Consider the following 22619-nt stretch of genomic DNA (forward strand, 5'->3'; position numbering starts at 1 on the left):
CTGGTCGCCCTCGAAGTCCTGGAAATCCCGTCAGGAAGGGTGATCGACCATGAAGACCCCGCACCGAAGAAGCGCGTACCGCAGAGAGCGGACCGCAACGATGAGGCGTGGGCGTGGAAGGGCCGTGGCCACGGCCGCCGGGGTGGTCTGCGCGGTGCTGGCGCTGGGCGTCCCGGCCCCCGCGACCGCTGCCGACCAGTCCGAGCCCGGAGACGTCGGGCAGGCGATGGAGAGCCTGGCGAAGACCGACGGGGTGGTGGGGGCCACCGGAGAGTCGTACGTCGACGGCAAGCGGGCGGGTCGGGGCACGGCGGGTTCACGCCTGCTCGACGGCAAGGGCGGGCGCGTCTCCCCGGATTCCCGCTACCGGATCGGGTCCCAGACCAAGCTGATGACGGCCACGGTGCTGCTGCAACTCGTCCAGGAGGGCAAGGTCGGCCTGGACGACAAGCTGGCCGACGTACTGCCGGAGGTGGCGCAGCGGGATCTGGTGGAGCGGGCCGATGAGATCACCGTGCGGCAGTTGATCCGGCACACTTCCGGCATCCCCGACTTCTTCGCCTCCGGGCAGTTCAACAACCCGTACGACTTCACGACCTACTACCCCCCGATCGATCTGGTGAAGGCGTCGCGCCAGGTGCCCCGCACGGGGGAGCCGGGCGAAAAGTTCACCTACTCCAATACCAACTACCTTCTCCTCGGCCTGATCATCGAGAGAGCGACCGGCCGCAGCCTGGCCGCCGAGCTGACCCGGCGCCTTTTCGCGCCTCTCGGCATGACCCACACCTATCTGCCCACCAGGCCCCCTCAGGGCATCAAGGGCCCGCACGCGCACGGCTACTACCCCGACGACCAGGGCACGCCGCGCGACGTGGACCGGCAGAACGCAAGCTTCGGTGGCGCGGCCGGAGGGATCATCTCCACATCCCATGACCTCAGCGCCTTCTACCGCGCATCCGACCAAGGCCGGCTGCTGCCCCCGGACCTGCGGCAAGTGATGCCACGGCCGCTCCCCAATCTGTGCGGCGGCACGGTCGCGGCCACCGCGGGCAACGGCCCCGGCTTCCTGGCCGTGACCTTCACCTCGGACGACGGCCGCCGTCAGTTCGCCGTGTCCGCCACGCTGAAGATCCGGAACGAGCAGGTCATGACCGTCGGCAAGGCCATGAACAAGGCCGCCGAAGCGGTGCTCTGCCCCGGCCGGTAACCCGCCCCGCCCGGGCCGGCACACGCGTCTCCAGGAGGCGAATGAGGAGGCGGGATGGTGTGGGTGCGGCGCCGACCCGGTGCCCCGTTTCCTTGGCCCGGCGGGTAGTTGAGCTCAAGTCTGGCTCCGCCGCGCTTCGCCGCAGCTGCTGCCGCACGGTGGCGAGTCGGTCAGTCCAGCGGTGCGCTCGACTGGGTGCGGGAGCGCGACGAACGGGTCAGCGATCGCTGGGCGGCATGGTCCGGACGCCGCGTGCGCGTATCGTCTCGCGCCTTTGGCGCAAAGCGGCCAGCAGCGGGGAGGGGAGGGGGCCGGAGGCTTCGTCGCCGTCTTGCCCAACGGGCCCTCGCCGGCTGGCGGATGGCGGAGCAGTGGATGGTCGCCTGGAGCGGTGGGCTCCGGTCCGGTTGGGGCCTCCCCTCACCTGCTCTTAAAAAAATGCTTGCTTTATATCAAGTACTGCATCAAGTGAATTTCTGAGAGGGGGTGGGTGGAGGGGGGGTCCTGTCCGTCGGTGCTCGTCTGTCCGTCGCGCTCCCGCGCCCCGGTCCAGCGCACCGCTGGGCTGACCGGCCGGCCACTGCGCGGCAGCAGCTGCGGCGGAGCGCAGCGGAGCCTGCCGTGAGCCCAGCCACCTGCCGGGCCAAGGAACCGCGACAACGGGTCGGCCGCCCCCTTCCCCTTTCTCGCTGGCGCTTTGGACCCGGAGGGTCCGAGACGAAAGCAGCACCCGCGCGAGCCGAATGCCGCGAGACGCCGCATAGGCGCAGCGCAGCGAGCCGCACCCCCCGCCAGGTGCGGCATCGCCCTGACCCGTGACCGACTGTCAAGGAGGTGTCATTGACCGGGCGCATCAGGATCGTGCTGTTCTCGCACTCCGCCGATGGCTTCGCCATCGCGCAGAGCGCATGCGAGGCGGCCGGTCACGAACCGATCGCGTATGTGTACGCGCGTGCGTCGCGCCCTGGACGCGGCAGTGGTCCGGGAGCGTCGGCCGCGGTCGCCGGCATCGTGGAGTCCCTTCCCGCGGGGGTCGACCTGCTGTTACCCCGCAGCGCCGCGAGTCTGGCACGGTCGTTGCCGGGCTACCGGCCCGATCTGCTGCTCTGCAATGGCTTCCCCAGGCGGATCCCCCGCCGGGTGCTGGATGCGGCACGGCTCGGAGGAATCAAGTCCATCCGTCCCTGCTGCCGCGCCACCGCGGCCCCATCCCCATCCATTGGGCGATCCGGGCCGGGGATCGCGAGACCGGGGTCACCGTCCACTGGATGGACGAGGAATTCGACACCGGGCGGGTGATCGTCCAGCGCGGCGGTGTGCCGCTGGAGGACGAGGTGGTGCCGGATGAGCTGTTGGCCCGTATGGACGCCCTGACCAGCGGACTGCTTCCGCTCGCCCTGCGGCGCGTCGACGCCGGTGACGCCGGCGAGCCGCAGGACGAGGCGAAGGCGACCTACGCGGGCTGGATGGGGGAGGACTTTCGCCGCGTGGACCGGACTCGGACCGTGCGGGAGATCCACAACCAGGTCCGAGCCTCCCGGTTCGGCGTGTACGACCCGCCTGGCCCCGTCGTTCAGGTGAACGGCCGCTGGGTGTCGGTGCTGCGGACGCGTACCGATCCGGGCGGAGGGGGCTTACGGATCGACTGCGCGGACGGTCCGCTGTGGATCGTCGAGTCGCAGGCCGTGGAACGATCGGAATAGCCCGTCACGCCTGCTCCAGGGCGCGGCTGATCCGGGTATGGAGGTCAGCGGCTCGCGGATCCTCGTACCTGGCCGTCAGGGTCAGCGCCTCCAACCAGTGTGTGCGCGCCTCGTCGGTGCGGCCCGCCGCGTCCAGCGCCGCGGCGAGCCCGTCGAGCGCCAGGGCCAGTTGCCAGTCGTCGCTCAGGTCGCGATGCGTCGCCGCCGCGCCGCGGTGGAAGTCGGCCGCTTCGTCGAACCGTTCGAGTTGCCGGTACGCCCCTCCCGCGCCTTGCCAGGCTCGCGCCTCGCGCGAGCGGTCACCGAGCCGTCGCTGGATGACGGCGGCCCGCTGGTACGAGGCCAGGGCGTCATCGGCGTGGCCGGTCGCCTGCTGGGCCCGACCCAGCGTGAGCAGCCAGTACCCCTCCCACATGGTGTTGCGATGGCTCACCGCGATGTCCACCGCCTGCCGCGCATAGCCAAGAGCCTCCTGGGGTTCGCCCTGTTCCAGACAGGCGGCGCTGAGCAGCCGAAGGACGTTGCCCTGTCCGCCCTTGTTGTCCAGCGCGCGGAACATCTCCAGGGCGCTTTGTGCGAGGTCACGGGCTCGCTCCGCCGCTCCGAGTTCATACGCCACCTCGGCGGCGTTCGCCAGGGCGACGGCCTCCCACTGGGGGGCGCCGATCTCCCGGAAGATGGTCAGCGCCTCGTCGAAACGGCCCTTCGCATCGCTCAACCGCCGCTCCCTGAGGCGGATCAGGCCGATGTCGTTGAGTGAAAGCGACTCGCCCAGCCGGTCTCCTCGCTCGCTGCGGATCGCGAGGGCGCCCTCATGGAAATCCGCCGCTTCGCCCAGCCGGTGGGACTGGGTGCAGGCCATGCCCAGGCTTTCCAGGATCTCGGCCTCGGCGCCGCGGTCACCGAGCCGCCGCGCGGCCCGCAGCCCGATGTGTCCCATGGCCAGCCAGTCCTCGAACGGGTTGAGCAGCATGTGCACGCTGCGCAGCACGACCGCCAACTGCCAGGCGATCTCGTCCAGTTCCGCCGCCTTCGCCTGGCGGGCGACGGCCATCAGATTCGCCGACTCCAGCTCGTACCAGGACATGGCCTGCTCGTAGCTGTCGAAGGTGGGGGCGGTGACACCGGCGTCCAGAGGGGTGAGCGGGATATGCGCCTCTCCCGGATTGATCCACCCCTGGGCCGCGTCGGCGGCGTGTACGTACCAGGTGAGGATCCGGCGCACCGCGACCGCGCGGGTCTCGGGCGTCTCCTCGTACTGGGCCTGGTCGGTCGCGTAGGCGCGCAGCAGGTCATGGAACTCGTAGCGGTCGGGCGCGGTCTGTTCCAGCAGATGGGCCCCGGCGAGAGAGTCCAGCAGGCGATGGGCCTGGGCCGTGCTGAGGCCGGCGATCGCGGCGGCGGCCGGCACCCCGAAGGCCGGTCCCGGATGGAGACCGAGCAGCCGGAACAGCGTCGCGGCCTCGGCGGTCAGCGCCCGGTAGGACCGCGCGGCTGCGGAAGCGTCGTCGTCCGCCCGAGCGTTTTCGGTCATGGGCGTACCTCCGATCAGTTGGCTGGTTGCCCCGGGGACGGCCTGCTCGCTGTCCTGGGGCGTTTCTGTGAGGGGACGCAGGGGCCCCGCCTGCGGAGTTACGGGACCCCTGCGCGGGACTCGACCGAGCCGCCACGGGGGCGCGTGCTGGGAGTCCTCTTGCGACCCGTTACGCGGTGAGGCCCTGCCACGTAACGGGCATCTGTGGGGTGTGGCGGGTCGGGTGCGGTGAGGTCGGACCGATGGCGAATATGCCGTTTGCCGACGACGGACACCCGCAGTTCGTATCTGTGTCCCCTGTACAGCGCGAGCGTCACGGAGCGGTAAGTGTGGTGCGTGTACCAGAACTTGAACGCCCGGCGTTCGGCGTCCGTCAGTCGGTGCACGTGAACTCTTCTGTGATCACAAAGCGCGCCCAGACGCATTTGCTGTGTTTCTCGTGCCTGTGGCCCCACGTTTCCGCCAGCTGTGAAACCAGGTACAGCCCGCGTCCGCTCTCTTCATCGGGATCGGGGGTCCGAAGTTGGGGGATCTTGTCTCTGTCGGGGTCGGAAACCTCAAGGAGCAAGGCCCGATCCTGGACGGAGACGGTGATCTCGATCAGAGCGAACGTCACACGACAGTGACGGATGGCGTTGGACACCAGTTCGTCAACCGACAGGGTCACGTCGTCGGCGAGAGCGCCGCTGATCCCCCAGTTCGCGAGGGTCTTCCGTATGCGGGTCCGTACACCCGGGACGCTGCGCTTGTGCTTGGAGACACGAAAGGTGTCCCGGCGGTCCGCCGTGGCGGTGGACATGCCTGCTGCCCCCTGACTCATCGCCAAGTTCGCACTCTGTAGTGGCGCGTGTTCAAGAGGTTAGGGCTGCATGCATGTGAAGTGCAACTCTTAGTTATGCATGCTTGCATTGCGATCGCCGTCGTGTTGTCGAGCCGTACAGTGGGCCCGGTGTCGCGCTGGGTAGTCAGCAGAGAGGTGGGGAACCCATGCCCGCAGGGGGAAAGCCGACCGTGCGCAGCAGGCGACTCGGTGCAGCGCTCAAGCGATACCGACTCGCCGCAAAGCTGGATCAGCAACAAGCCGCGGCGGTGATCGAATCATCGGCGCCTAAGATCAGCCGTATTGAGTCCGGCCATGTGGCCGCTCGCGTTGTCGACCTTCGCCTGCTGCTGGACGCCTACGGCATCAAAGACGGCGATGTGCGGGCACGGCTTGAGGGCTTGGCCAGGAACGCCAACCATCGCGGTTGGTGGCTCGAGCATGCGGCGCACTTGCGCGAGGACTATCTCGATCACATCGCGATTGAGGATGACGCCACTTTCATCCGAGAATGGCAATCCGTTGCCTTCCCGGGGCTGTTGCAAACCGCCGCTTACGCAGAGGCAACTATTGCGTCGGGCCCAAATTGTGTTGATTTCGAACGGGCGGCGCATCTGGTGAAGGCGCGCAAGATGCGGCAGGCGAAAATCGAGCCCGGAGGGGCCATTTATACGGCCATCCTTTGGGAACCTGTCATCATTCACCCGCTGGTCAGCGCTGCGGTCCACCGTGAACAGCTGTCCGCCGTGCTTGAGGTGAGCGGGAGGTGGAATGTCACCGTTCAAGTCCTGCCATTTACGGCCGGCTTGCTCGCGGGGATTTCTGTGTTTTCTTCGTTCAGCTTCGACTCCGACGCTGCGGTTGAAGCGGTGACCATGGAAAACCTGCGTGGTACGTCTGTCCTTGAGGACCCCGACGACCTCGGTGCTTACGCCAACGCTTTTGACCAACTACGATCGGCGGCACTGGCCCCGGATGTGAGTGCACGACTCATTCGGGGCGCACTGCGGAGCAGCGAGGAAGGGAAATGACCCCAGAGGTTATTGGACCGTATCGTAAGTCGTCTTACTCCATGCAAGAGGGCAATTGCGTAGAAATCGCCCCAACGGTCATCGGTGGCCGTTCCGTACGGGACAGCAAGGACAGGAGCGGCCCGCACCTGACGTTCACGGGTGACGCATGGCAAGCGTTCCTCCTGGGCGTCAAGTTGCGGGAGTTCGACCGTTAAGCAGATCAGACGCTGGGCCCCGGCAAGCCGTTGCCGGGGCCCCATTCGCCGGTGTCGTGTGGGTGACGCGTAGCTGTCCAGATCGAGCCGCTCGGCGCGCGACGTCTGGAGACGGAGACCGTCAGGGCTGAGCGTCGGGAATATCAGGCTTCGCCGAGCTCAGCATCGCACCCGGCAGGATCACCAGGCGCTCGTCCGCGGCGATCTTGACGTCGTCGGGCAGCCGGGCCGCGTACGTCTCCGTCAGGTCCCGGCCGATCACCGCGATGTCTCCGTTGGTCAACTGCCAGATGTCGGGGCAGCCGTCGCGGCCACCGGTGGCGTTCAGCTCCTTGGCGGACTTCCCCAGGCGTCGCTCGAACGAGGCCGCGGGGTCGGCCTCCCAGGCTCGCTCCATGAGTTCTCCCATCCCGCACCACGGAGGACAATGGCTACTCACTGTATGTGTGCATGACACTCATGGCAATGGATCGGCTACTCCGGGCGCACCAGCCGGGTGTCGTACGCGAAGATCACCGCCTGGACGCGGTCCCGGGCGCCGATCTTCGCCAGGATGCGGCCCACGTGCGTCTTGACGGTGGACTCCGCGACGACCAGCCGCTCCGCGATCTCGCCGTTCGTCCAGCCCAGGCCGATCGCCGTCAGGACCTCGCGCTCGCGGCCGGTGAGGGCCGCCAGGCGGGGGTCGGTGCCGTCGGCCGCGCCTGTGTCCGTCGCGGGGAGGTGGTGGGCGTAGCGGTCGAGGAGGCGGCGGGTCAGGGCCGGGGCGACGACCGCGTCGCCGCTCGCCACGGCCCGGATGCCCGCGAGCAGTTCCTCGGGGCGGGCGTCCTTGACGAGGAAGCCGCTCGCACCGGCCCGCAGACCGGCGTGGGCGTACTCGTCGAGGTCGAAGGTGGTGAGGATCAGTACGCGGGTGCGGCCGCCGGACGCGACGATACGGCGGGTGGCCTCGATGCCGTCGAGGCCGGGCATCCGTACGTCCATCAGCACCACGTCCGGCTGCAGCTCGGCGCACAGCCGTACGGCCGCGGAGCCGGTTTCGGCCTCGCCGACGAGCGCCATGTCGTCCTGGCTCTCCAACAGCATCCGGAAGCCGAAGCGCTGCATGGCCTGGTCGTCCGCGATCGCCACCGTGGTCACCTGGCGCCTCCGAGGATGCCCCGTTCAGGCCGGTGAGGAATCGGACTCCTGCGGAGCAGGGCAGTGAGCGGGGTTTCGCCCGCAGGGCGAAAGACGGTCCACCCCGTGACGGGGCGAGGGAGGCCGCATTGATCAAGAACTCTCAACTGTCAGTCCTCCCGGATAGGTTGGTGTGCATGACGACAGGAGCGATCACGGAGGATGCCGGGCATGCCCGGCACACCTTCCGTGTGCGTCTGTCGTCTACGGCCCGGCGCGCTCTGGAAGCCGAGTGGGACCGGTGCCGGTGGGTCTGGAACGAGTGTGTGGCCAAGTCCAAGGCGGTGAACTTGCACAACAAGGCTCACCCGGAGGACAAGCGGACGTGCGGTCCGGCGCAGCTCGACAGGATGCTGACCGAAGCCCGCAAGAAGACACCGTGGCTGCGTGAGGGCTCGTCCGTGCCGCAGCAGCAGCTCGTACGCGATTTCGGCAAGTCCCGTGCGAAGGCGCACAAAGACATCAAGGACCGGTTGCCGGTCAGGCGGCGGGCCGGGATGCCCAAGTACAAGAAGAAGCGCGAGGCCGACCCGAGCCTGAACTACACCCGGCGTGGCTTCCGCCTCAAAGACGGCCGCCTGCACCTGGCCGGGAACATCGTGGTAACCGTGGTGTGGTCGAGAGATCTGCCCGCCGAGCCGTCCTCGGTGCGCGTGTTCCGCGACAGCGTCGGGCACTGGTACGCCTCGTTCGTCGTCTCCGCTGAAGTCCAGTCGCTTCCCTCCACCGGTCGCGTGCTCGGGATCGACTGGGGTGTGAAGGAGACCGCTACCACCACATCCGACAACCACGACCTTCCTCACCCGGAACACGGCAGGAAGGCCCAGGCGAAGCTGTCGCGGTACGACCGGATGATGGCCCGCCGCAAGCCCGCCAAGGGGCAGGCAAAAGGGGCAGGCAGCCTCGAAGGGCTACCGCGAAGCGAAGCACCTGCGCGCCAAGGCGTACAAGAAGGTCGCCCGGCAGCGGCAGGATACCGGACGCAAGTGGGCCAAACGCGTTGTGCACGACCACGACGCCATCGCCGTTGAGGACTTCCGGCCGAAGTTCCTCGCCAAAACGTCGATGGCGCGCAAAGCGGCCGACGCCGCGATCAGCGCCACCAAACGCGCTCTGACCGAGATGGGCCGCAAGCACGGGCGGGACGTCCGCCTCGTGCATCCCGCGCACACCACGATGGACTGCGCGCAGTGCGGAGCGAGAACCAAGCACGCACTACCTCTTTCCGAACGAACCTATGCCTGCACAGCGTGCGGAGCCGTATCCCCCAGAGATAAGAACTCCGCCCGCGTGATGCTGGTCCGGGCTGGTCTCAACCCGGCTGGTGCTGAGGGCGTAAGACCTGCGGGAACGCTGCTCCCGCAGGCGGCCTGAGCCAGGAATCCCCTCCCTTCAGGGAGGGGAGGATTCAATGCTGCCCGCTCCGCTCGGCCGGTAGATGTACGTGTACGCGCCAGCCGCCCGAGGGCAGCGGACCCGCGTCGAGTGTGCCGCCGTACAGCGCGGCGCGCTGCCGCATACCGGGGATGCCCTGGCCGCCGTCCGGGCTGCCGGGGCCGTCCGGGCCGCCCGAGGCGGTGCCGGGGCCGGGGCCGGTGCCGGCGCCCGTGTCCGTGATGCCGAGGTCGACGCCGTGCGGCGCGTATCCGATGGCCACCTCGGCGCGCGCGCCGGGCCCGGCGCGCTTGAGGGTGTTGGTGAGGGCTTCCTGGACGATGCGGTAGACGGCGAGTTGCAGACCGGGGGAGAGCTCGCCGCTCCGGCCCGAGGTGGTCACCCGTACCGGCAGCCCCGCCTCGCGGACCCGGCCCAGCAGTTGGTCGAGGTCCGCGAGCGCGGGCTGCGGGGCCAGATCGGCGGTCGCGTCCCGCAACATGCCCAGCAGCTTGCGCAGTTCGCCCAGGGCCTCGCGGCTGGTGTCGCCGATGGCCTCCAGGGCCTGTGTCGCGCGCTCGGGGTTCTTGCGGGCCGCGTACGAGCCGCCGTCGGCCAGGCCGGTGATGACGGACAGGTGGTGGCCGATGATGTCGTGCATCTCCCCGGCGATCCGGGCCCGTTCGGCCGCGGCGGCGAGCCGCGCCTGCTGGTCCCGCTCCACCTCCAGCTGCCTGGCCCGCTCCAGCAGCGAGGCCGTGTAGTCGCGGCGGGTGCGGACCGCGATGCCGGCGAGCACCATGACCGCGCACGTCATCAGGTACGGCACGAGCTGCCGGTCGAAGTCGCCCTCGGGCCATCGCACGGCGGAGACGGTGATCTGGGCGGTGGCGAGCGCGCTCGCCCAGACCAGCTCGGGCCAGGGCCGCCGCACCGCGATCCCGTACAGGACCGCCATCCGGATCGCCCCGGCCTCCAGGGCGATCCCGGTCCAGGAGTCGACGAACCCCGGCACCGCCAGTACGCACATGACCGCGAGGGGCCTGCGCCGCCGCCAGGCCGCGGGGAGCACGAATCCGACGCTCACCAGCCACGGCAGCCAGCCCGGCACATCCGTCCCGTGTGCCGTCAGCTTCCATCGCCCACCGATGAGGTCGGCCAGCGCGGCCAGGGCCAGTACGCCCGTCAGCAGCAGGTCCCACACCAGCGGCCGGCGGGCGTCGAAGTCCCGTACGCGCCGGACGGCGAGGTGGAAGCGGCGGGTCAGCGACAGGGTGCCGGGGGACCACTCGGGGGTCATCGGGCTCTCCATCTCCCGGGCGTTCCGTTACACGTCGCGGCGGCGCAGCAGCAGCCCCGCCGCGCCCAGCGCGACCGCCACCCAGGCGCACAGCGCCACGAACGCCACCCCCGGCGAGAGCAGATCCGCCTCCGAGCCCGTCGCCATCAGGGCCTCCAGGGTCCGCGAGGGGAAGTACGCGACGGCGTCCTCAACCGCCCCGAACGGCAGCATGCCCGCCACCTCCGGGAGGATCAGCACCCCGCCGATGTACGCGCCGATCCCGGCCGGGACGCCGCGCAGCGCGGCGCCCAGCGCGAGCGAGATCACTCCGATCAGGGCGATTCCGGCCGCCGCGCCGACCAGGGCGCGGGCGATCCCCGGGTCGGTCAGCGCGGCCTCCTGGTCGGTGCCGTTCAGGAAGGTCTGGGCGAGCAGGAAGGTGGCGAAGGTGGTCATCAGCAGCGTGGCGAAGGCGGTGGCGCCGAAGACGGCTGCCTTGGCCCACAGCACCGGGAGCCGGCGGGGAACGGCCGCCATGGTGGCGCGGACCATGCCGGTCGAGTACTCACCGGCCGTCACCATGACCCCGAGGACGGCGACGATCAGCTGGCTGAACTGGATGCCGAGGAGGGTGAATTGCACCGGCCCGGTGGTCCCGTCCCCGTTTCCCGAGGTGTAGTTCGCCCCGATGACCGCGCCGATGGCGATCGTCAGCAGTGCGGTGGCACCGAGCGCGAGCCCCGTGGAGCGCACCGACCACAGCTTGGACCACTCCGAGCGCAGCACGCGCACGCGGGTGACTCGGTATGCGGCCGTGGCGGTCATGCGGCGGTCCTCTCGCGGTACTCGACGGCGTCGCGGGTGAGTTCCATGAAGGCTTCTTCCAGGGAGGCCGTGTGCGGGGTGAGTTCGTAGACGGGGATGCCGTAGCGCGCGGCGGCGCTCCCGATGCGCTCGCCGTCCGCGCCGGTGACGCGGAGCGTGCCGGGCGCGTCCGAGGTGATCTCGACGCCGGGCGCGGCCAGCAGGTCGCGCAGCCGCGCCGCCTCGGGGCTGACGACCTTGACCTCGCCCACCCCCGCGCTCCGCACGAACTGCTCCACGGTGGTGTCGGCCAGCAGCCTGCCGCGCCCGATGATGATCAAGTGCTCGGCGGTGACCGCCATTTCGCTCATCAGATGGGAGGAGACGAAGACGGTACGGCCTTCGGCCGCCAGCTCCTTGAGGAGCGTACGGATCCACCGCACGCCCTCCGGGTCGAGGCCGTTGACCGGCTCGTCCAGGATGACCGTGCCGGGGTCGCCGAGGAGCGCGGCCGCGATGCCCAGCCGTTGGCCCATCCCGAGTGAGAAGCCCCCCACTCGCCTGCCCGCCGCCTCGCGCAGCCCGACCTGGTCGAGGATCTGCTCGACGCGGCGGCGGGGGATGCCGTGGGTGTGCGCGAGGGCCATCAGATGGCCGAGCGCCGACCGCCCCTTGTGGATGGACTTCGCCTCCAGAAGGGCGCCGGCCACGGTGAGCGGGGCGGGGTGCTCGGCATACGGGCGGCCGGCCACGGTGACCCGGCCGCGGGTGGGGGCGTCCAGGCCGAGGACCATGCGCATGGTCGTGGACTTGCCCGCGCCGTTGGGCCCCAGGAAGCCGGTGACCTTGCCGGGCTGGACCGTGAAGGTCAGGTCCTCGACCGCCGTTCTGTCCCCGTACCGCTTGGTGAGCCCTCGTGCCTCGATCACGTCTGCCGCCTCTCGCCGCTGGGTTTCTCCTACGGCTCTTGAACCTAGGCAGCGAGCTGGGCGGGCCCGTCCCCCCGCGGACGGAAGTTCCCGGGCCCCGTACGACCGTGGGGGGACGGCCCTTAAGGGCCGACGCGAGGGCTAACGCACCACCAGAAACGCGTCGGCGTCCCGCGGCGGCCGGGCCGGGGGCGGCGCCGCCGCGCGGCCCACCGCGACCGCCCCCATCGGGTCCCACTCCTCGGGCAGCCCCAGCATCTGACGCACCACCGGACGGCAGAACATCGTCGACGACACCCACGCCGACCCCAGGCCCTCACCCGCCAGCGCGACCAGCAGATTCTGCACTCCGGCGCCGGCCGCCACCACGAACATCTCGCGCTCGGCGGTGCTCCGCCGCGCGTCGGGGTAGTCATGGGCGCCGTCCGCGACCAGGCAGGGCACGACGAGGTAGGGCGCCTTGCGCAGCACATCCCCGCGCCGCACCCGCTTGGCGATGCTCTCCTCGGAGAAGCCGTCGCCGCGCAGATCCGCGATCCATGCCTCGCGCATCGCGTCGAGCAGCCGCAGCCGCGACTCCTCCGACTCCAGGAGGACGAACCGCCAGGGCGTGGTGTGGTGCGGGGCCGGGGCCGTGATCGCGGCGGCCACGGCCCGGCGCACCGCGGCGCCGTCCACCGGCTCGTCGGTGAACTCCCGCACCGTGCGGCGCAGCGTGACGGCTTCCCGGACGGCCTCGGAGGTCCCGAGCCGGAACATGTCGTCGGCGGCCCCGCGGATCAGGGGCCGGGCACCCAGGTCGGGGTCGGCGGGGTCGGCGGAGTCGGCGGAGTCGGCGGGGTCGGCAGCGGCGCTGGGGCTGACAGGGCTTTCGAGACTGCTGGAGTGGTCCGTGCCGTCAGGGCCCGCCGTACGTACGACATGCGGCAAACCCCGCACCACCGCCACCGGCAGCCCGCCCGACTTCCCCTTGACCAGGTCTCCTGCCGAGGCCAGCTCGTCGGCCGTGGCGACCACGGTGGCGCTCAGCGGGTTGCCATGGGCGTCGGTGCCGCCGCGCAGGTCCTCCAGCACCCGCACCCCGGCCGCGCCGATGGCGACGTCGGTCACCCCGCTGCGCCACGGCCGCCCGAAGGTGTCGGTGACCACCACCCCCACCTCGACCCCGAGCGCGTCCCGCAGCCCGGCATGGATGCGCCGCGCGGAGGCGTCGGAGTCCTCGGGGAGCAACAGCACGGTCCCGGCAGGGGTGTTGGAGGCGTCGACCCCGGCCGCGGCCATCACCAGGCCGTGCCGGGTCTCCACGATGCGGGTGCGCCCGCGCCGGGCGACGACCCGGACGGCCTCGGCGTCTATGGCGGCCTCGCGGTCCTCGGCCTGGACGATGCGCCCCTCCGCCTTGCTGACGATCTTGGAGGTGACGAGCAGGACATCGCCGTCGGCGAGCCCCGGCAGGCCCTCGGCGGTCGCGGCGTCGGCGATGAGCTTGGCGAGGTCGTCGCCGGGGCGGACCTCGGGGATGCCGGGAAGCGCCCACACCCGGTACGTCGGCGCCTGCGTCATGCCCGTACCTCCTCGGCCAGCTTCAGGGCCTCCGCGGCCATCCGGGCCGTCGCCTCGATGTCGGTCATCATCAGCGGGACGGCGCGGCAGCGGATCCCGGCCGCCTCGACCTCGTCCACGGTGGCGGCGTCCACGGTGTCCACGAGCCATCCGTCGAGCAGCCCGGAGCCGTAGTGGCGGGCGACGGCCGCGGCGGTGGACTCGACGCCCACGGCGGCCAGCACCTTGTCGGCCATGCCGCGCACGGGCGCGTCGCCGACGATGGGGGACAGGCCCACCACGGGCACCCCGGCGTCCGCGATGGCCTCCCGGACACCGGGCACGGCCAGGATGGTGCCGACGCTGACGACGGGGTTGGAGGGCGGGAAGACGATGACGTCGGCCCCGGCGATGGCCTCCAGCACCCCGGGTGCGGGCTTGGCCTGCTCGGCGCCGACGGGGATGACGGCGTGGGCGGGCACGGAGGCGCGCAGCCGCACCCAGTACTCCTGGAAGTGCACGGCCTTGCGCGCGGGGCGGCCCTCGGCGTCCTGGACGTCGGGGTCGTCGATCAGGACGTGTGTCTCGATCCGGTCGTCGGTCATCGGCAGCAGCCGCACGCCGGGCTGCCAGCGCGCGCACAGGGCCTCGGTGACGGCGCTCAGCGGATAGCCCGCACCGATCATCTGCGTCCGGACGATGTGCGTGGCGAAATCCCGGTCGCCCAGGCCGAACCACTCGGGCCCGACGCCGTACGCCGCCAACTCCTCCTTGACGGCGAAGGTCTCGTCCGCCCGGCCCCAGCCCTGGTCCTCGTGGATGCCGCCGCCGAGGGTGTACATCACCGTGTCGAGGTCGGGGCAGACCTTCAGCCCGAAGAGGTGGATGTCGTCGCCGGTGTTCCCGATGACGGTGATGTCGGCGTCCGGCGCCGCCGACTTCAGACCGCGGAGAAAACGGGCGCCGCCGATGCCGCCTGCCAGAACCACAATGCGCATGCGAGACATACTGCCAGCCGCAGCCGTTGAGGGTGGTGGTGGGCGACGGGTGGGCGGTCGGGCGACGGGTGGGCCTGTCAGCCGCCTAGGGCACCCGATGTGTCCGGGGCGTCCGGAACGCGGCCTTCCGTCAGCTCTCGTACCGCGTCCTGCGACGGGTGCATCGGCATGTCGGTCAACCCGGGGAAGTAGATGTGCAGGCTGACGGCCGGTTCGAGCGCGTCGTTGACGACGTCGTGGACATAGCCCGGCGCGAAGACGCGCTGCGCGCCTGCCCGCAAGCTGTGCCGCCCCCCGTGCCCCACTCGCTCGGTCAGCTCGCCTTCGAGGACGGTCAGCACGCCCGAGGACGCGCCGTGGTCATGGGCCCCGCTGCCCTGGCCGGGGACCCAGCTGAGCAGCCACACCTCATAGCCGGGGCCGGTGCGCAGCCGGTGGTACCAGCGGCTGGTGGCGTCGTACTGGACCAGGGGCGCCCAGCGGGCGCGGTCGGCCGCGAGGGAGCGGGCCAGTCCGGCGAAGGCGGCGACGGTGGAGGGGTGCGCGGGTGCGGGCGGCAGCAGATGCGGAATGGCGAGCGGGTCACCGGCGATCTGGATGTCGCTGTTCATAGGGGGTTCCTCGGCGGAAGGTGGCGTGGCGGTCGCGGGGGCGGCCGCACGAGGCGGCGCGTAAGACGGCTGCGTCAGGCGGCCACGAGGGGCGGCGGCCCGGGGGCGGCTGTCGGGATGGCTGGAGCTCAGGGGCTATCGACAGGCATCAACAACAGCTGGAACAGCGACAGCGAGCCTGCACAGCGCAGCGGAACCCGTGGTCACGGGTCGCCTGGGGCGCGGGGGTCGCTGACATGCGGACAAGGAGACCGGGTCGTCGACCCTCGTGTCAACTTGACCGTCCGGATGGTGGGCGACTTTCACCCCATCCGGTTGCCGGGGCGGCAGAAAGGTTTGTGCCGACCGGGAACCGGTCAGATGGCGCAACACCCGGAATCCCCTGGGGTGCAACGGGATCGGCCGTGTTGGCGTCCTCTTCTGTGAGTAAGAGGAGGGGCGAGGGTGACGGCCGGGGAAGGTGTCAGCTTTAGGCCGATTTGAACACTTTCTGCGTCGCCTTGGTTCCGCAGAGTGAATAAGGGGCTCAATAGCAGATCTCGGCTTGACTGGCCCGGATCGGCGCACTTGTAATTTCACTCGTGTCGTTTTGCCGAAGGACCAACGGCAGCAGGCACGGGGACGCAATGACAGACGAGGGGCGCACATGACCGAGTTGTTCCAGCAACTGCTGGTCGAAGAGGCGGACGAGGAGCTCGGTTGGCAGGAGCGCGCACTGTGCGCCCAGACCGATCCCGAGTCGTTCTTCCCGGAAAAGGGCGGATCCACCCGTGAGGCGAAGAAGGTCTGCCTCGCCTGTGAGGTCCGTTCCGAATGCCTCGAGTACGCCCTCGCCAACGACGAGCGCTTCGGCATCTGGGGAGGTCTGTCCGAGCGGGAGCGCCGCCGCCTGAAAAAGGCCGCAGTCTGACGGCCGCAGTCTGATGGCTGCTGCCTGATGGCCGGTGTCTGATGGCCGGTGTCTGATGGCCGGTGTCTGATGGCCGGTGTCTGACCCCACGCCATACCAGACCTGGAACCAACGGTCCGCCTCCCGCCCCCTTGGCGCCGGGAGGCGGACCGCTGTGTGCTCAGCCGTTAGTGTGGGGCCCCGTCCGAGACGCGCGGGCGCCGCCAAGGGCGCGCGCGTCCACTGCAGTCCAGCGAACCGGGGCCCGTACCTCGATGTCCGTGCACAGCCACCAGGCGGCCCAATACCCGGCCGCCAACGCCGCGTTTGCGCCCACGCAGTCAGCCGTGCCTGCTCCCACGCAGACACCGGCGTTCCCCCGCCATGTCGTCACCGCCGTGCTCGTCGCCCACGACGGCGCCCGCTGGCTGCCCGAGGCGCTGGCCGGGCTGCTCGGCCAGGAGCGGCCCGTCCAGAGCGCCGTCGCCGCCGACACCGGCAGCGCCGACAACTCCGCGCAGCTGCTGGCCGACGCGCTCGGCCCCGACCGGGTGCTCCACCTCGCCCGCCGCAGCGGCTTCGGCACCGCCGTCGCCGAGGCGGTGCGCAGCGTCGAGGTGCTGGGTCCCGAGGAGCTGACGTACCTCAAGCGCCCCAGCGGCTGGGACCCCGTCAACCGCACCTGGCGCGACGACGCGTACGACATGCCGGAGCTGCCCCACGGCGAACCGGTCCAGTGGCTGTGGCTGCTGCACGACGACTGCGCCCCCGCCCCGGACGCCCTCGCCGAGCTGCTGCGGGTCGCCGACGACCACCCGCGCGCCGCGATCGTCGGACCCAAGCTGCGCAGCTGGTACGACAGCAGGCAGCTGCTCGAAGTCGGCGTCAGCATCGCCCGCAGCGGCCGCCGCTGGACCGGTCTGGAGCGGCGCGAGCAGGACCAGGGCCAGCACGACCAGGTGCGGCCGGTGCTGTCGGTCTCCAGCGCCGGCATGCTGGTGCGCCGCGACGTATGGGAAGAGCTGGGCGGCTTCGACCCCCGGCTGCCCCTCATGCGCGACGACGTGGACCTGTGCTGGCGCGCCCAGGCCGCCGGCCACCAAGTGCTGATCGCGCCGGACGCCGCGCTGCGCCACGCCGAGGCCGCCGCCCGCGAGCGGCGCCCCATCGACTGCGTGGGCCGCTCCGTCGCCGGACCGCACCGCGTCGACAAGGCCGGAGCGGTCTACACCCTGCTGGTCAACAGCCGCGGGGCGGCGCTTCCGTACGTCATGCTGCGGCTGGTGCTCGGCACCCTGGTGCGCACCCTCGCCTATCTGGTCGGCAAGGTGCCCGGGCAGGCGCTGGACGAGGTCGCCGGGCTCTTCGGCACGCTGCTGCGCCCCGAGAAGATCCTCGCCGCGCGCAGACGGCGCGGCCGGCCCGTGGCCGAGAAGGACGAGCTGCGGCCGCTGTTCCCGCCGCCCGGTGCCACGGTGCGGGCCACCGCCGAGCAGATCGCGAGCAACTTCGGCGGACGGTCGGAGCCCGAGCTGTCCTCCGGCGGGCGGCACGGGGCCGTGGAGTCCGGTCCTGGCGGCGACGACGCCGACTTCCTGGAGGTCGAGCAGTTCGCCCGGCTGAAGCGGATCGGCCGCAAACCCGGGCCGATGCTCTTCGTCGTCCTGCTGCTCGTCTCGCTCGTCGCCTGCCGCGATCTGCTCGGCGGCGGGTCGCTGACCGGCGGCGCGCTGCTGCCCGCGCCCGACGGCGTCTCCGAACTGTGGGCGCGCTACATGGACGGCTGGCATCCGGTGGGGACCGGCGGGACGCAGAGCGCGCCGCCGTATCTGGCCGTGCTCGCGTCGGTCGCCACGCTCTTCCTGGGCAGCACCGGCTTCACGCTCACACTGCTGCTGGTCTGTTCGGTGCCGCTGGCCGGCTTCACCGCGTACTTCGCCTCCCGGCCGCTCGTCGAGTCCCGGCTGCTGCGCGCCTGGGGCAGCGTCGCGTACGCCTTCCTGCCGGCCGCGACCGGGGCGCTGGCGAGCGGGCGGCTGGGTACCGCCGTGCTGGCCGTCCTGCTGCCGCTGATGGCCCGCGCCGCGGTCGCGGCGAGCGGGTTCGGGCTGGGCGAGCGGGCGCGCCGCGGCGAGCGGCCCAGCTGGCGCGCCACCTGGGCGTACGCGCTGCTGCTGACCTTCACCATGGCGTTCACGCCGATCGTCTGGCCGATCGCGGTGCTCCTGGGCCTCGGGGTGCTGGCGGTGCGGTTCGCGGAGAGCCGTACCGATCAGCTGGTGGCGTACGGGCTGCGCTTCCTCGCCGTCGTCCTCACCCCGCCGGCCGTGCTCGCGCCCTGGTCGGCCGATCTGCTGACCGACCCGGGCCGGTTCTTCGACGAGGCGGGTCTCGACTACACCACCGGCTCCGCGTCCGCCCTGCACCTGCTCGCGCTGAGCCCCGGCGGCCCCAAGGCCGGCGGAACGCTTCTGCTGCTCGGCTTCGTGCTGGCGGCGCTCGCCGCCCTGATGCGCGCCGAGCGGCAGCTGGCGGTCCGTACGGCATGGGCCGTGGCCCTCACCGGCTTCCTCTTCGCGGCGCTCGTGGGCGGCTCCGGCTGGGCCGGACCCGCGACCCTCGTCTACGGGCTGGCGCTGCTGAGCGCCGGCGTGGTGGGCGCAGAGGGCGCACGGGAGCGCGTCGCGGCGCAGAGCTTCGGCTGGCGCCAGCCGCTCGCGCTGCTGATCGCGGTGGCCGCGGCCGCCGCCCCCCTGTGGGCCGCCGCGAGCTGGATGCTGAGCGGCGCGGACGGCCCGGTCGGGCGGCGCGACCCCGACCAGGTCCCGGCCTTCGTCGCGGCCGAGAGCAGCACCCGCGACCAGGCCCGCACCCTCGTCCTCGACGGCGACGCCGGCCGCGCCGACTACGTCCTGGTGCGCGGCTCCGGCGCCCGGCTCGGCGACGCCGAGCTCACCGGCGCGGCCGGCGGCGACAGCCGGCTCGACCGCGTCGTGGCCAACCTGATCGCCGGCTCCGGCGCGGACCAGACCAGCCAGCTCGGCGGCTACGCCATCCGCTACGTCTTGGTGCGCGACAGTGCGCCGCGCCAGATGGGCCGGGTGCTGGACGCCACGCCGGGGCTCACCCGGCTCAGCCAGGAGGACGGCAGCGCCCTGTGGCGGGTCGACCAGCGGATCTCGCGGGTCGCCATCGTCCCCGGCGCCCAGGCGGGCGAGACGGCCGAGACGGGGGGTCAGGGCGGCTCGGCGGCCGGGTCCCGGACGGCCCCGGTGAACGTCCCCTCCGGGCCTGTCGAGGCCCACACCACCGTCCCCGCCGGTCCGGCCGGGCGGGTGCTGCGGATCGCCGACAAGGCGACGCCCGGCTGGCAGGCCACACTCGACGGCAAGCCGCTGAAGGCGACGACCGTGGACGGCTGGGCGCAGGGCTTCGAACTCCCGGCGAACGGCGGACGGCTGGACCTGAGCTACGAAACCCCCGTCACGCACACCGCCTGGGTGTGGGCCCAGGGGCTGCTCGCGCTGGTCCTGGTGGTGCTGGCGCTGCCGGGCCGCCGCCGTACGGTCGACGACGACCTGCCGGAGGCGGAGGCCGCCGCCGCGGCGGTCTCGGCCGAGGACCTGGCGGGCGACGGGCGCCGGGCGCGGCGGCTGCGGGCCGCCGCGGAGGCGGAGGCGCAGGCCGCGCAGCAGGTGGCCGACGAGCAGAGCGCTGGTGTGGAGGAGCAGCCGTACGCGGGCCAGGCGGGCCCCGCGGGCCAGGCGGGCCCCGCGGGCCAGGCGGATCAAGCCGACCGGACCGCGCCCGCGGACCAGGAGCCCGCCACGGCCCCGTACGCAGCGGTGCCGCAGCAGCAGTACGGCGAGTGGGACGCCCAGTCGTACGCGGGCGCGGGCTACGGCCAGTACGCGGGCGACCAGTATCAAGGCGACCAGTACCCGGCCGGTGACTACTCCGGCGCCGGTTACCAGGACACCGGGTATCAGGACACCGGCTATCAGGGCGGCGAGTACCAGGGCGCGGGCACCGGCTACCAGGGCGCCCAGGACCAGTACGGCCAGGGCCAGGACCAGTACGCGCAAGGGCAGTACGCCCAGGGCCAGGACCAGGGCCAGTACCCGGCGGACCCGTACGCGGGCGGCCAGTACGCCGATCCGTACGCCTACGACCAGCAGCAGCCCTACGCCGACGGCGGCACGTACCCCCCGCAGGGCGACACGACGTACGGCGGCGCCGACCCCGAGGCCCGCCGCGACGGGAGCGAGCAGCAGCGATGAACCGCACCATCCTGTCCCTGATCGGCGCCGCCACGGCGCTCGCGGCCATCACCGGCGTCGCCTCGCTGACCGCGGGGTCCTCCGACGACACGGCACCGGCGGCCAAGGCGGCCACCAGGCTTCCCGTCGAGCGCTCCACGCTCCTGTGCCCGACGCCCACCTCCTCGGACGTGGGCACCACCACCTACACCGCGTTCACCCCCAAGGGGACGGGCGCGCAGGGCACGAAGAAGGGGACCGCCGGACTGCTGCCCGCCCAGGGCCCGCAGGACGACTCAGACAGTTCGGACAGCGAGGGCGCCGAAAACGGCCAGAAGGACACTCAGAACGACCAGAAAGGCCAGAAAGGCACCCAGAAGGACAAGGTGAACGAGCCCGTCGTGCCTCTGAAGGAGCCGGGGAAGCCGGTCACCGCCGAGACCGACCGCTCGGACGCCCCCGCGCTGATCGGCACCGCCGACGGCCTCCTGGCCCCCGGCTGGACCGTGCAGCAGACCACCACCGTGGCCGCGGGCAGCGGGCGCGGTGTGCTGGGCACCACCTGCACCGCGCCCGACACGGACTTCTGGTTCCCCGGCGCCAGCACCGCCAAGGACCGGCAGGACTATGTGCACCTGACCAACCCGGACGACAGCGCGGCCGAGGTGGACCTCAAGCTCTACGGCGAGAACGGCCGGCTCAAGCCCTCGACCGACGAGGCGATCACGGTCCCGGGCCGGTCCACCGTCCCGGTGCTGCTCTCCACCCTGACGGACGTGGACGCGACCGACGCGACCCTCAGGGTGTCGGCGCGCTCCGGCCGGGTCGGGGCGACCGTACAGGCGGTGGACCAGTCGTTCGGCAGCGACTGGCTCCCGGCCTCGGCCGAGCCGTCGGGCAGCGTGGTGCTGCCCGGCATCCCGGCGGACGCGACCGACGTGCGCCTGGTCGTCTACGCGCCCGGCTCGGACGACGCGGACCTGAAGGTGCGGCTGGCCGGGCGGAGCAGTTCGATCACCCCCGCCGGACATGAGTCGCTGCACGTCAAGAGCGGGATGACGGCGTGGGCCGACTTCGGGAACCTCACCGAGGGCGAGCCGGGCTCCCTCGTGCTCACCCCTGAGGGCGGGGAGGGCCGGGCCGCTCCGGTCGTGGCCGCGCTGCGGGTGACCCGCGGCAAGGGGGCCGACCAGGAGACGGCCTTCATCCCCGCCACCACGAGCATCGAACGGAACGCCACCGCCGCCGACAACCGCTCCAAGGGCTCGACGCTGTCCCTGGTGGCGCCGAACGCGTCGGCGAAGGTGCGGGTCACCGCGTCGGCCGGGAGCGGCGGCGGCACCCCCGTCAGCAAGACGTACGACGTCAAGGGCGGCACGACGATGGCCGTGCAGCCGCCGCGCCCGGCCTCGGGCAAGGGCGGATACGCCGTGACGGTCGAGCGGGTCTCGGGCGGGCCGGTGTACGCGTCCCGGATGCTGGCGCTGCCCCAGGGCGGCGTTCCGATGTTCACGATCCAGGCGCTGCCCGACGACCGGAGCACGGTCGCGGTCCCGACGGCGCGCCGGGACCTGTCGCTGCTCAACGACGGGAAGCAGTGATCTCGGGCGCCGGCTAGTCCTGCCCGTAGCGCGGGTCCACCAGCTCCGGGGCGAGCCCCAGCAGCTCGGCGACCTGTTCGACGACGACCTCGTGGACGAGCAGCGCGCGCTCGTCCCGGGTCTTGGCGCGGATCTCGACCGGGCGGCGGTAGATCACGATGCGGTCCGGGCTGTCGCCGCGCGCGGCGATGAATCGGCCGAGCGGCACGGATTCGCCGTCCCAGCCGTCCCAGCCGTCCGGGCCGCCGGGCCCGCTCATGGTGGGCACCTCGAGCACGGCGAAGTCGACGCCGGACAGCTGGGGCCAGCGTCTCTCCAGCCGCTCCGCGGACTCCTGGACGAGGTCGAGGAAGGACTCCGCGCGGCTGACCGAGAGCGGCACCTGCGGCGGCGCGATCGGACCGCGCATCCCACGCCCGTGCCGATCGCGGCGGCGCGGGCACGGCTCGGACTGGTGGGGTGGTACGGGCCTGGTCATCACTCATGAGGGTAGCTGTCACCGGCACCTGGGCACGCGCTTACCAGACAGTGCGTCCGCTACCCGCGTCGACGCTCCTTCCGTACCGCCTTTTGCGCCGCTACGTGTAGGCGCCACTCATGTCGCCGGATGAACATTCCGGCCATCCTTCCGCCCGAAAACAGTCGCCTCTTGGGTC

18 protein-coding genes and 1 pseudogene are annotated in these 22619 nt (G+C 71.6%); 8 read left to right on the top strand and 11 right to left on the bottom strand.

Annotated elements, in window-relative coordinates; genetic code table 11:
- The first annotated feature begins 124 nt into the window (after positions 1-124).
- Both ACH4U7_RS45780 and ACH4U7_RS45785 read left to right on the top strand, forming a co-directional pair.
- Positions 125-1207 (top strand): serine hydrolase domain-containing protein, encoded by a 1083-nt coding sequence (locus ACH4U7_RS45780; RefSeq protein ID WP_398533694.1) that lies wholly within the window; start codon positions 125-127, stop codon positions 1205-1207.
- Between the two features lie 908 nt (positions 1208-2115).
- A complete protein-coding gene (locus ACH4U7_RS45785; RefSeq protein WP_398533695.1) occupies positions 2116-2910 on the top strand; it encodes a methionyl-tRNA formyltransferase in 795 nt (264 codons plus the stop codon).
- A gap of 4 nt (positions 2911-2914) precedes the next feature.
- On the opposite strand, the gene ACH4U7_RS45790 is transcribed toward ACH4U7_RS45785, so the two are convergent.
- Positions 2915-4444, bottom strand: coding sequence for a tetratricopeptide repeat protein (locus ACH4U7_RS45790; RefSeq protein ID WP_398533696.1), 1530 nt, complete (start codon positions 4442-4444; stop codon positions 2915-2917).
- 373 nt (positions 4445-4817) lie between these two features.
- On the bottom strand, positions 4818-5243 hold the full coding sequence (locus ACH4U7_RS45795; protein ID WP_398533697.1) for an ATP-binding protein: 426 nt from the start codon (positions 5241-5243) through the stop codon (positions 4818-4820).
- A 188-nt stretch (positions 5244-5431) separates the two neighbouring features.
- On the opposite strand from ACH4U7_RS45795, the gene ACH4U7_RS45800 reads away from it, so the two are divergent.
- Together ACH4U7_RS45800 and ACH4U7_RS45805 are read left to right on the top strand one after the other, a co-directional pair.
- The gene (locus ACH4U7_RS45800; protein ID WP_398533698.1) at positions 5432-6295 is read left to right on the top strand and encodes a helix-turn-helix domain-containing protein; all 864 of its coding nucleotides are present in this window, start codon (positions 5432-5434) and stop codon (positions 6293-6295) included.
- Positions 6292-6492, top strand: coding sequence for a DUF397 domain-containing protein (locus tag ACH4U7_RS45805; RefSeq protein ID WP_398533699.1), 201 nt, complete (start codon positions 6292-6294; stop codon positions 6490-6492). The genes ACH4U7_RS45800 and ACH4U7_RS45805 overlap by 4 nt, the downstream gene beginning before the upstream one ends.
- A gap of 121 nt (positions 6493-6613) precedes the next feature.
- Here ACH4U7_RS45805 and ACH4U7_RS45810 read toward each other — a convergent pair whose 3' ends face one another.
- Together ACH4U7_RS45810 and ACH4U7_RS45815 are read right to left on the bottom strand one after the other, a co-directional pair.
- On the bottom strand, positions 6614-6889 hold the full coding sequence (locus ACH4U7_RS45810) for a hypothetical protein (protein WP_398533700.1): 276 nt from the start codon (positions 6887-6889) through the stop codon (positions 6614-6616).
- Positions 6890-6966: 77 nt separating this feature from the next.
- Entirely contained in the window at positions 6967-7635 is a 669-nt protein-coding gene (locus ACH4U7_RS45815; RefSeq protein ID WP_398533701.1) for a response regulator, read from the bottom strand.
- A gap of 176 nt (positions 7636-7811) precedes the next feature.
- Between ACH4U7_RS45815 and ACH4U7_RS45820 the strand changes: the two are divergent.
- Positions 7812-9048: pseudogene (locus ACH4U7_RS45820) on the top strand (RNA-guided endonuclease InsQ/TnpB family protein).
- A 34-nt stretch (positions 9049-9082) separates the two neighbouring features.
- On the opposite strand, the gene ACH4U7_RS45825 reads toward ACH4U7_RS45820, so the two are convergent.
- The 6 genes from ACH4U7_RS45825 to ACH4U7_RS45850 all read right to left on the bottom strand — a co-directional run bounded on the left by ACH4U7_RS45825 (position 9083) and on the right by ACH4U7_RS45850 (position 15214).
- The gene (locus ACH4U7_RS45825) at positions 9083-10348 is read right to left on the bottom strand and encodes a sensor histidine kinase (RefSeq protein ID WP_398533702.1); all 1266 of its coding nucleotides are present in this window, start codon (positions 10346-10348) and stop codon (positions 9083-9085) included.
- A 27-nt stretch (positions 10349-10375) separates the two neighbouring features.
- A complete protein-coding gene (locus ACH4U7_RS45830) occupies positions 10376-11155 on the bottom strand; it encodes an ABC transporter permease (RefSeq protein ID WP_398533703.1) in 780 nt (259 codons plus the stop codon).
- Entirely contained in the window at positions 11152-12063 is a 912-nt protein-coding gene (locus ACH4U7_RS45835) for an ABC transporter ATP-binding protein (RefSeq protein WP_398533704.1), read from the bottom strand. The genes ACH4U7_RS45830 and ACH4U7_RS45835 overlap by 4 nt, the downstream gene beginning before the upstream one ends.
- 141 nt (positions 12064-12204) lie before the next feature.
- Entirely contained in the window at positions 12205-13626 is a 1422-nt protein-coding gene (locus ACH4U7_RS45840; RefSeq protein WP_398533705.1) for a coenzyme F420-0:L-glutamate ligase, read from the bottom strand.
- A complete protein-coding gene (cofD, locus tag ACH4U7_RS45845) occupies positions 13623-14603 on the bottom strand; it encodes a 2-phospho-L-lactate transferase (RefSeq protein WP_398533706.1) in 981 nt (326 codons plus the stop codon). The genes ACH4U7_RS45840 and cofD overlap by 4 nt, the downstream gene beginning before the upstream one ends.
- A gap of 77 nt (positions 14604-14680) precedes the next feature.
- The gene (locus ACH4U7_RS45850) at positions 14681-15214 is read right to left on the bottom strand and encodes a cysteine dioxygenase (RefSeq protein ID WP_398533707.1); all 534 of its coding nucleotides are present in this window, start codon (positions 15212-15214) and stop codon (positions 14681-14683) included.
- Positions 15215-15860: 646 nt separating this feature from the next.
- Here ACH4U7_RS45850 and ACH4U7_RS45855 point away from each other — a divergent pair.
- The 3 genes from ACH4U7_RS45855 to ACH4U7_RS45865 all read left to right on the top strand — a co-directional run bounded on the left by ACH4U7_RS45855 (position 15861) and on the right by ACH4U7_RS45865 (position 21963).
- Complete coding sequence (locus ACH4U7_RS45855) at positions 15861-16124, top strand: WhiB family transcriptional regulator (protein WP_004952403.1); 264 nt, start codon at positions 15861-15863, stop codon at positions 16122-16124.
- Positions 16125-16378: 254 nt separating this feature from the next.
- A complete protein-coding gene (locus ACH4U7_RS45860; RefSeq protein WP_398533708.1) occupies positions 16379-20383 on the top strand; it encodes a glycosyltransferase in 4005 nt (1334 codons plus the stop codon).
- The gene (locus tag ACH4U7_RS45865) at positions 20380-21963 is read left to right on the top strand and encodes a DUF5719 family protein (protein ID WP_398533709.1); all 1584 of its coding nucleotides are present in this window, start codon (positions 20380-20382) and stop codon (positions 21961-21963) included. Before ACH4U7_RS45860 ends, ACH4U7_RS45865 begins: the two co-directional genes overlap by 4 nt.
- 13 nt (positions 21964-21976) lie before the next feature.
- On the opposite strand, the gene ACH4U7_RS45870 is transcribed toward ACH4U7_RS45865, so the two are convergent.
- Positions 21977-22372 (bottom strand): metallopeptidase family protein, encoded by a 396-nt coding sequence (locus ACH4U7_RS45870; protein WP_014177051.1) that lies wholly within the window; start codon positions 22370-22372, stop codon positions 21977-21979.
- Positions 22373-22619 lie beyond the last annotated feature (247 nt).

Origin of the sequence: Streptomyces sp. NPDC020845 (assembly GCF_044334165.1) — a bacterium.
Classification (GTDB): Bacteria; Actinomycetota; Actinomycetes; order Streptomycetales; family Streptomycetaceae; genus Streptomyces.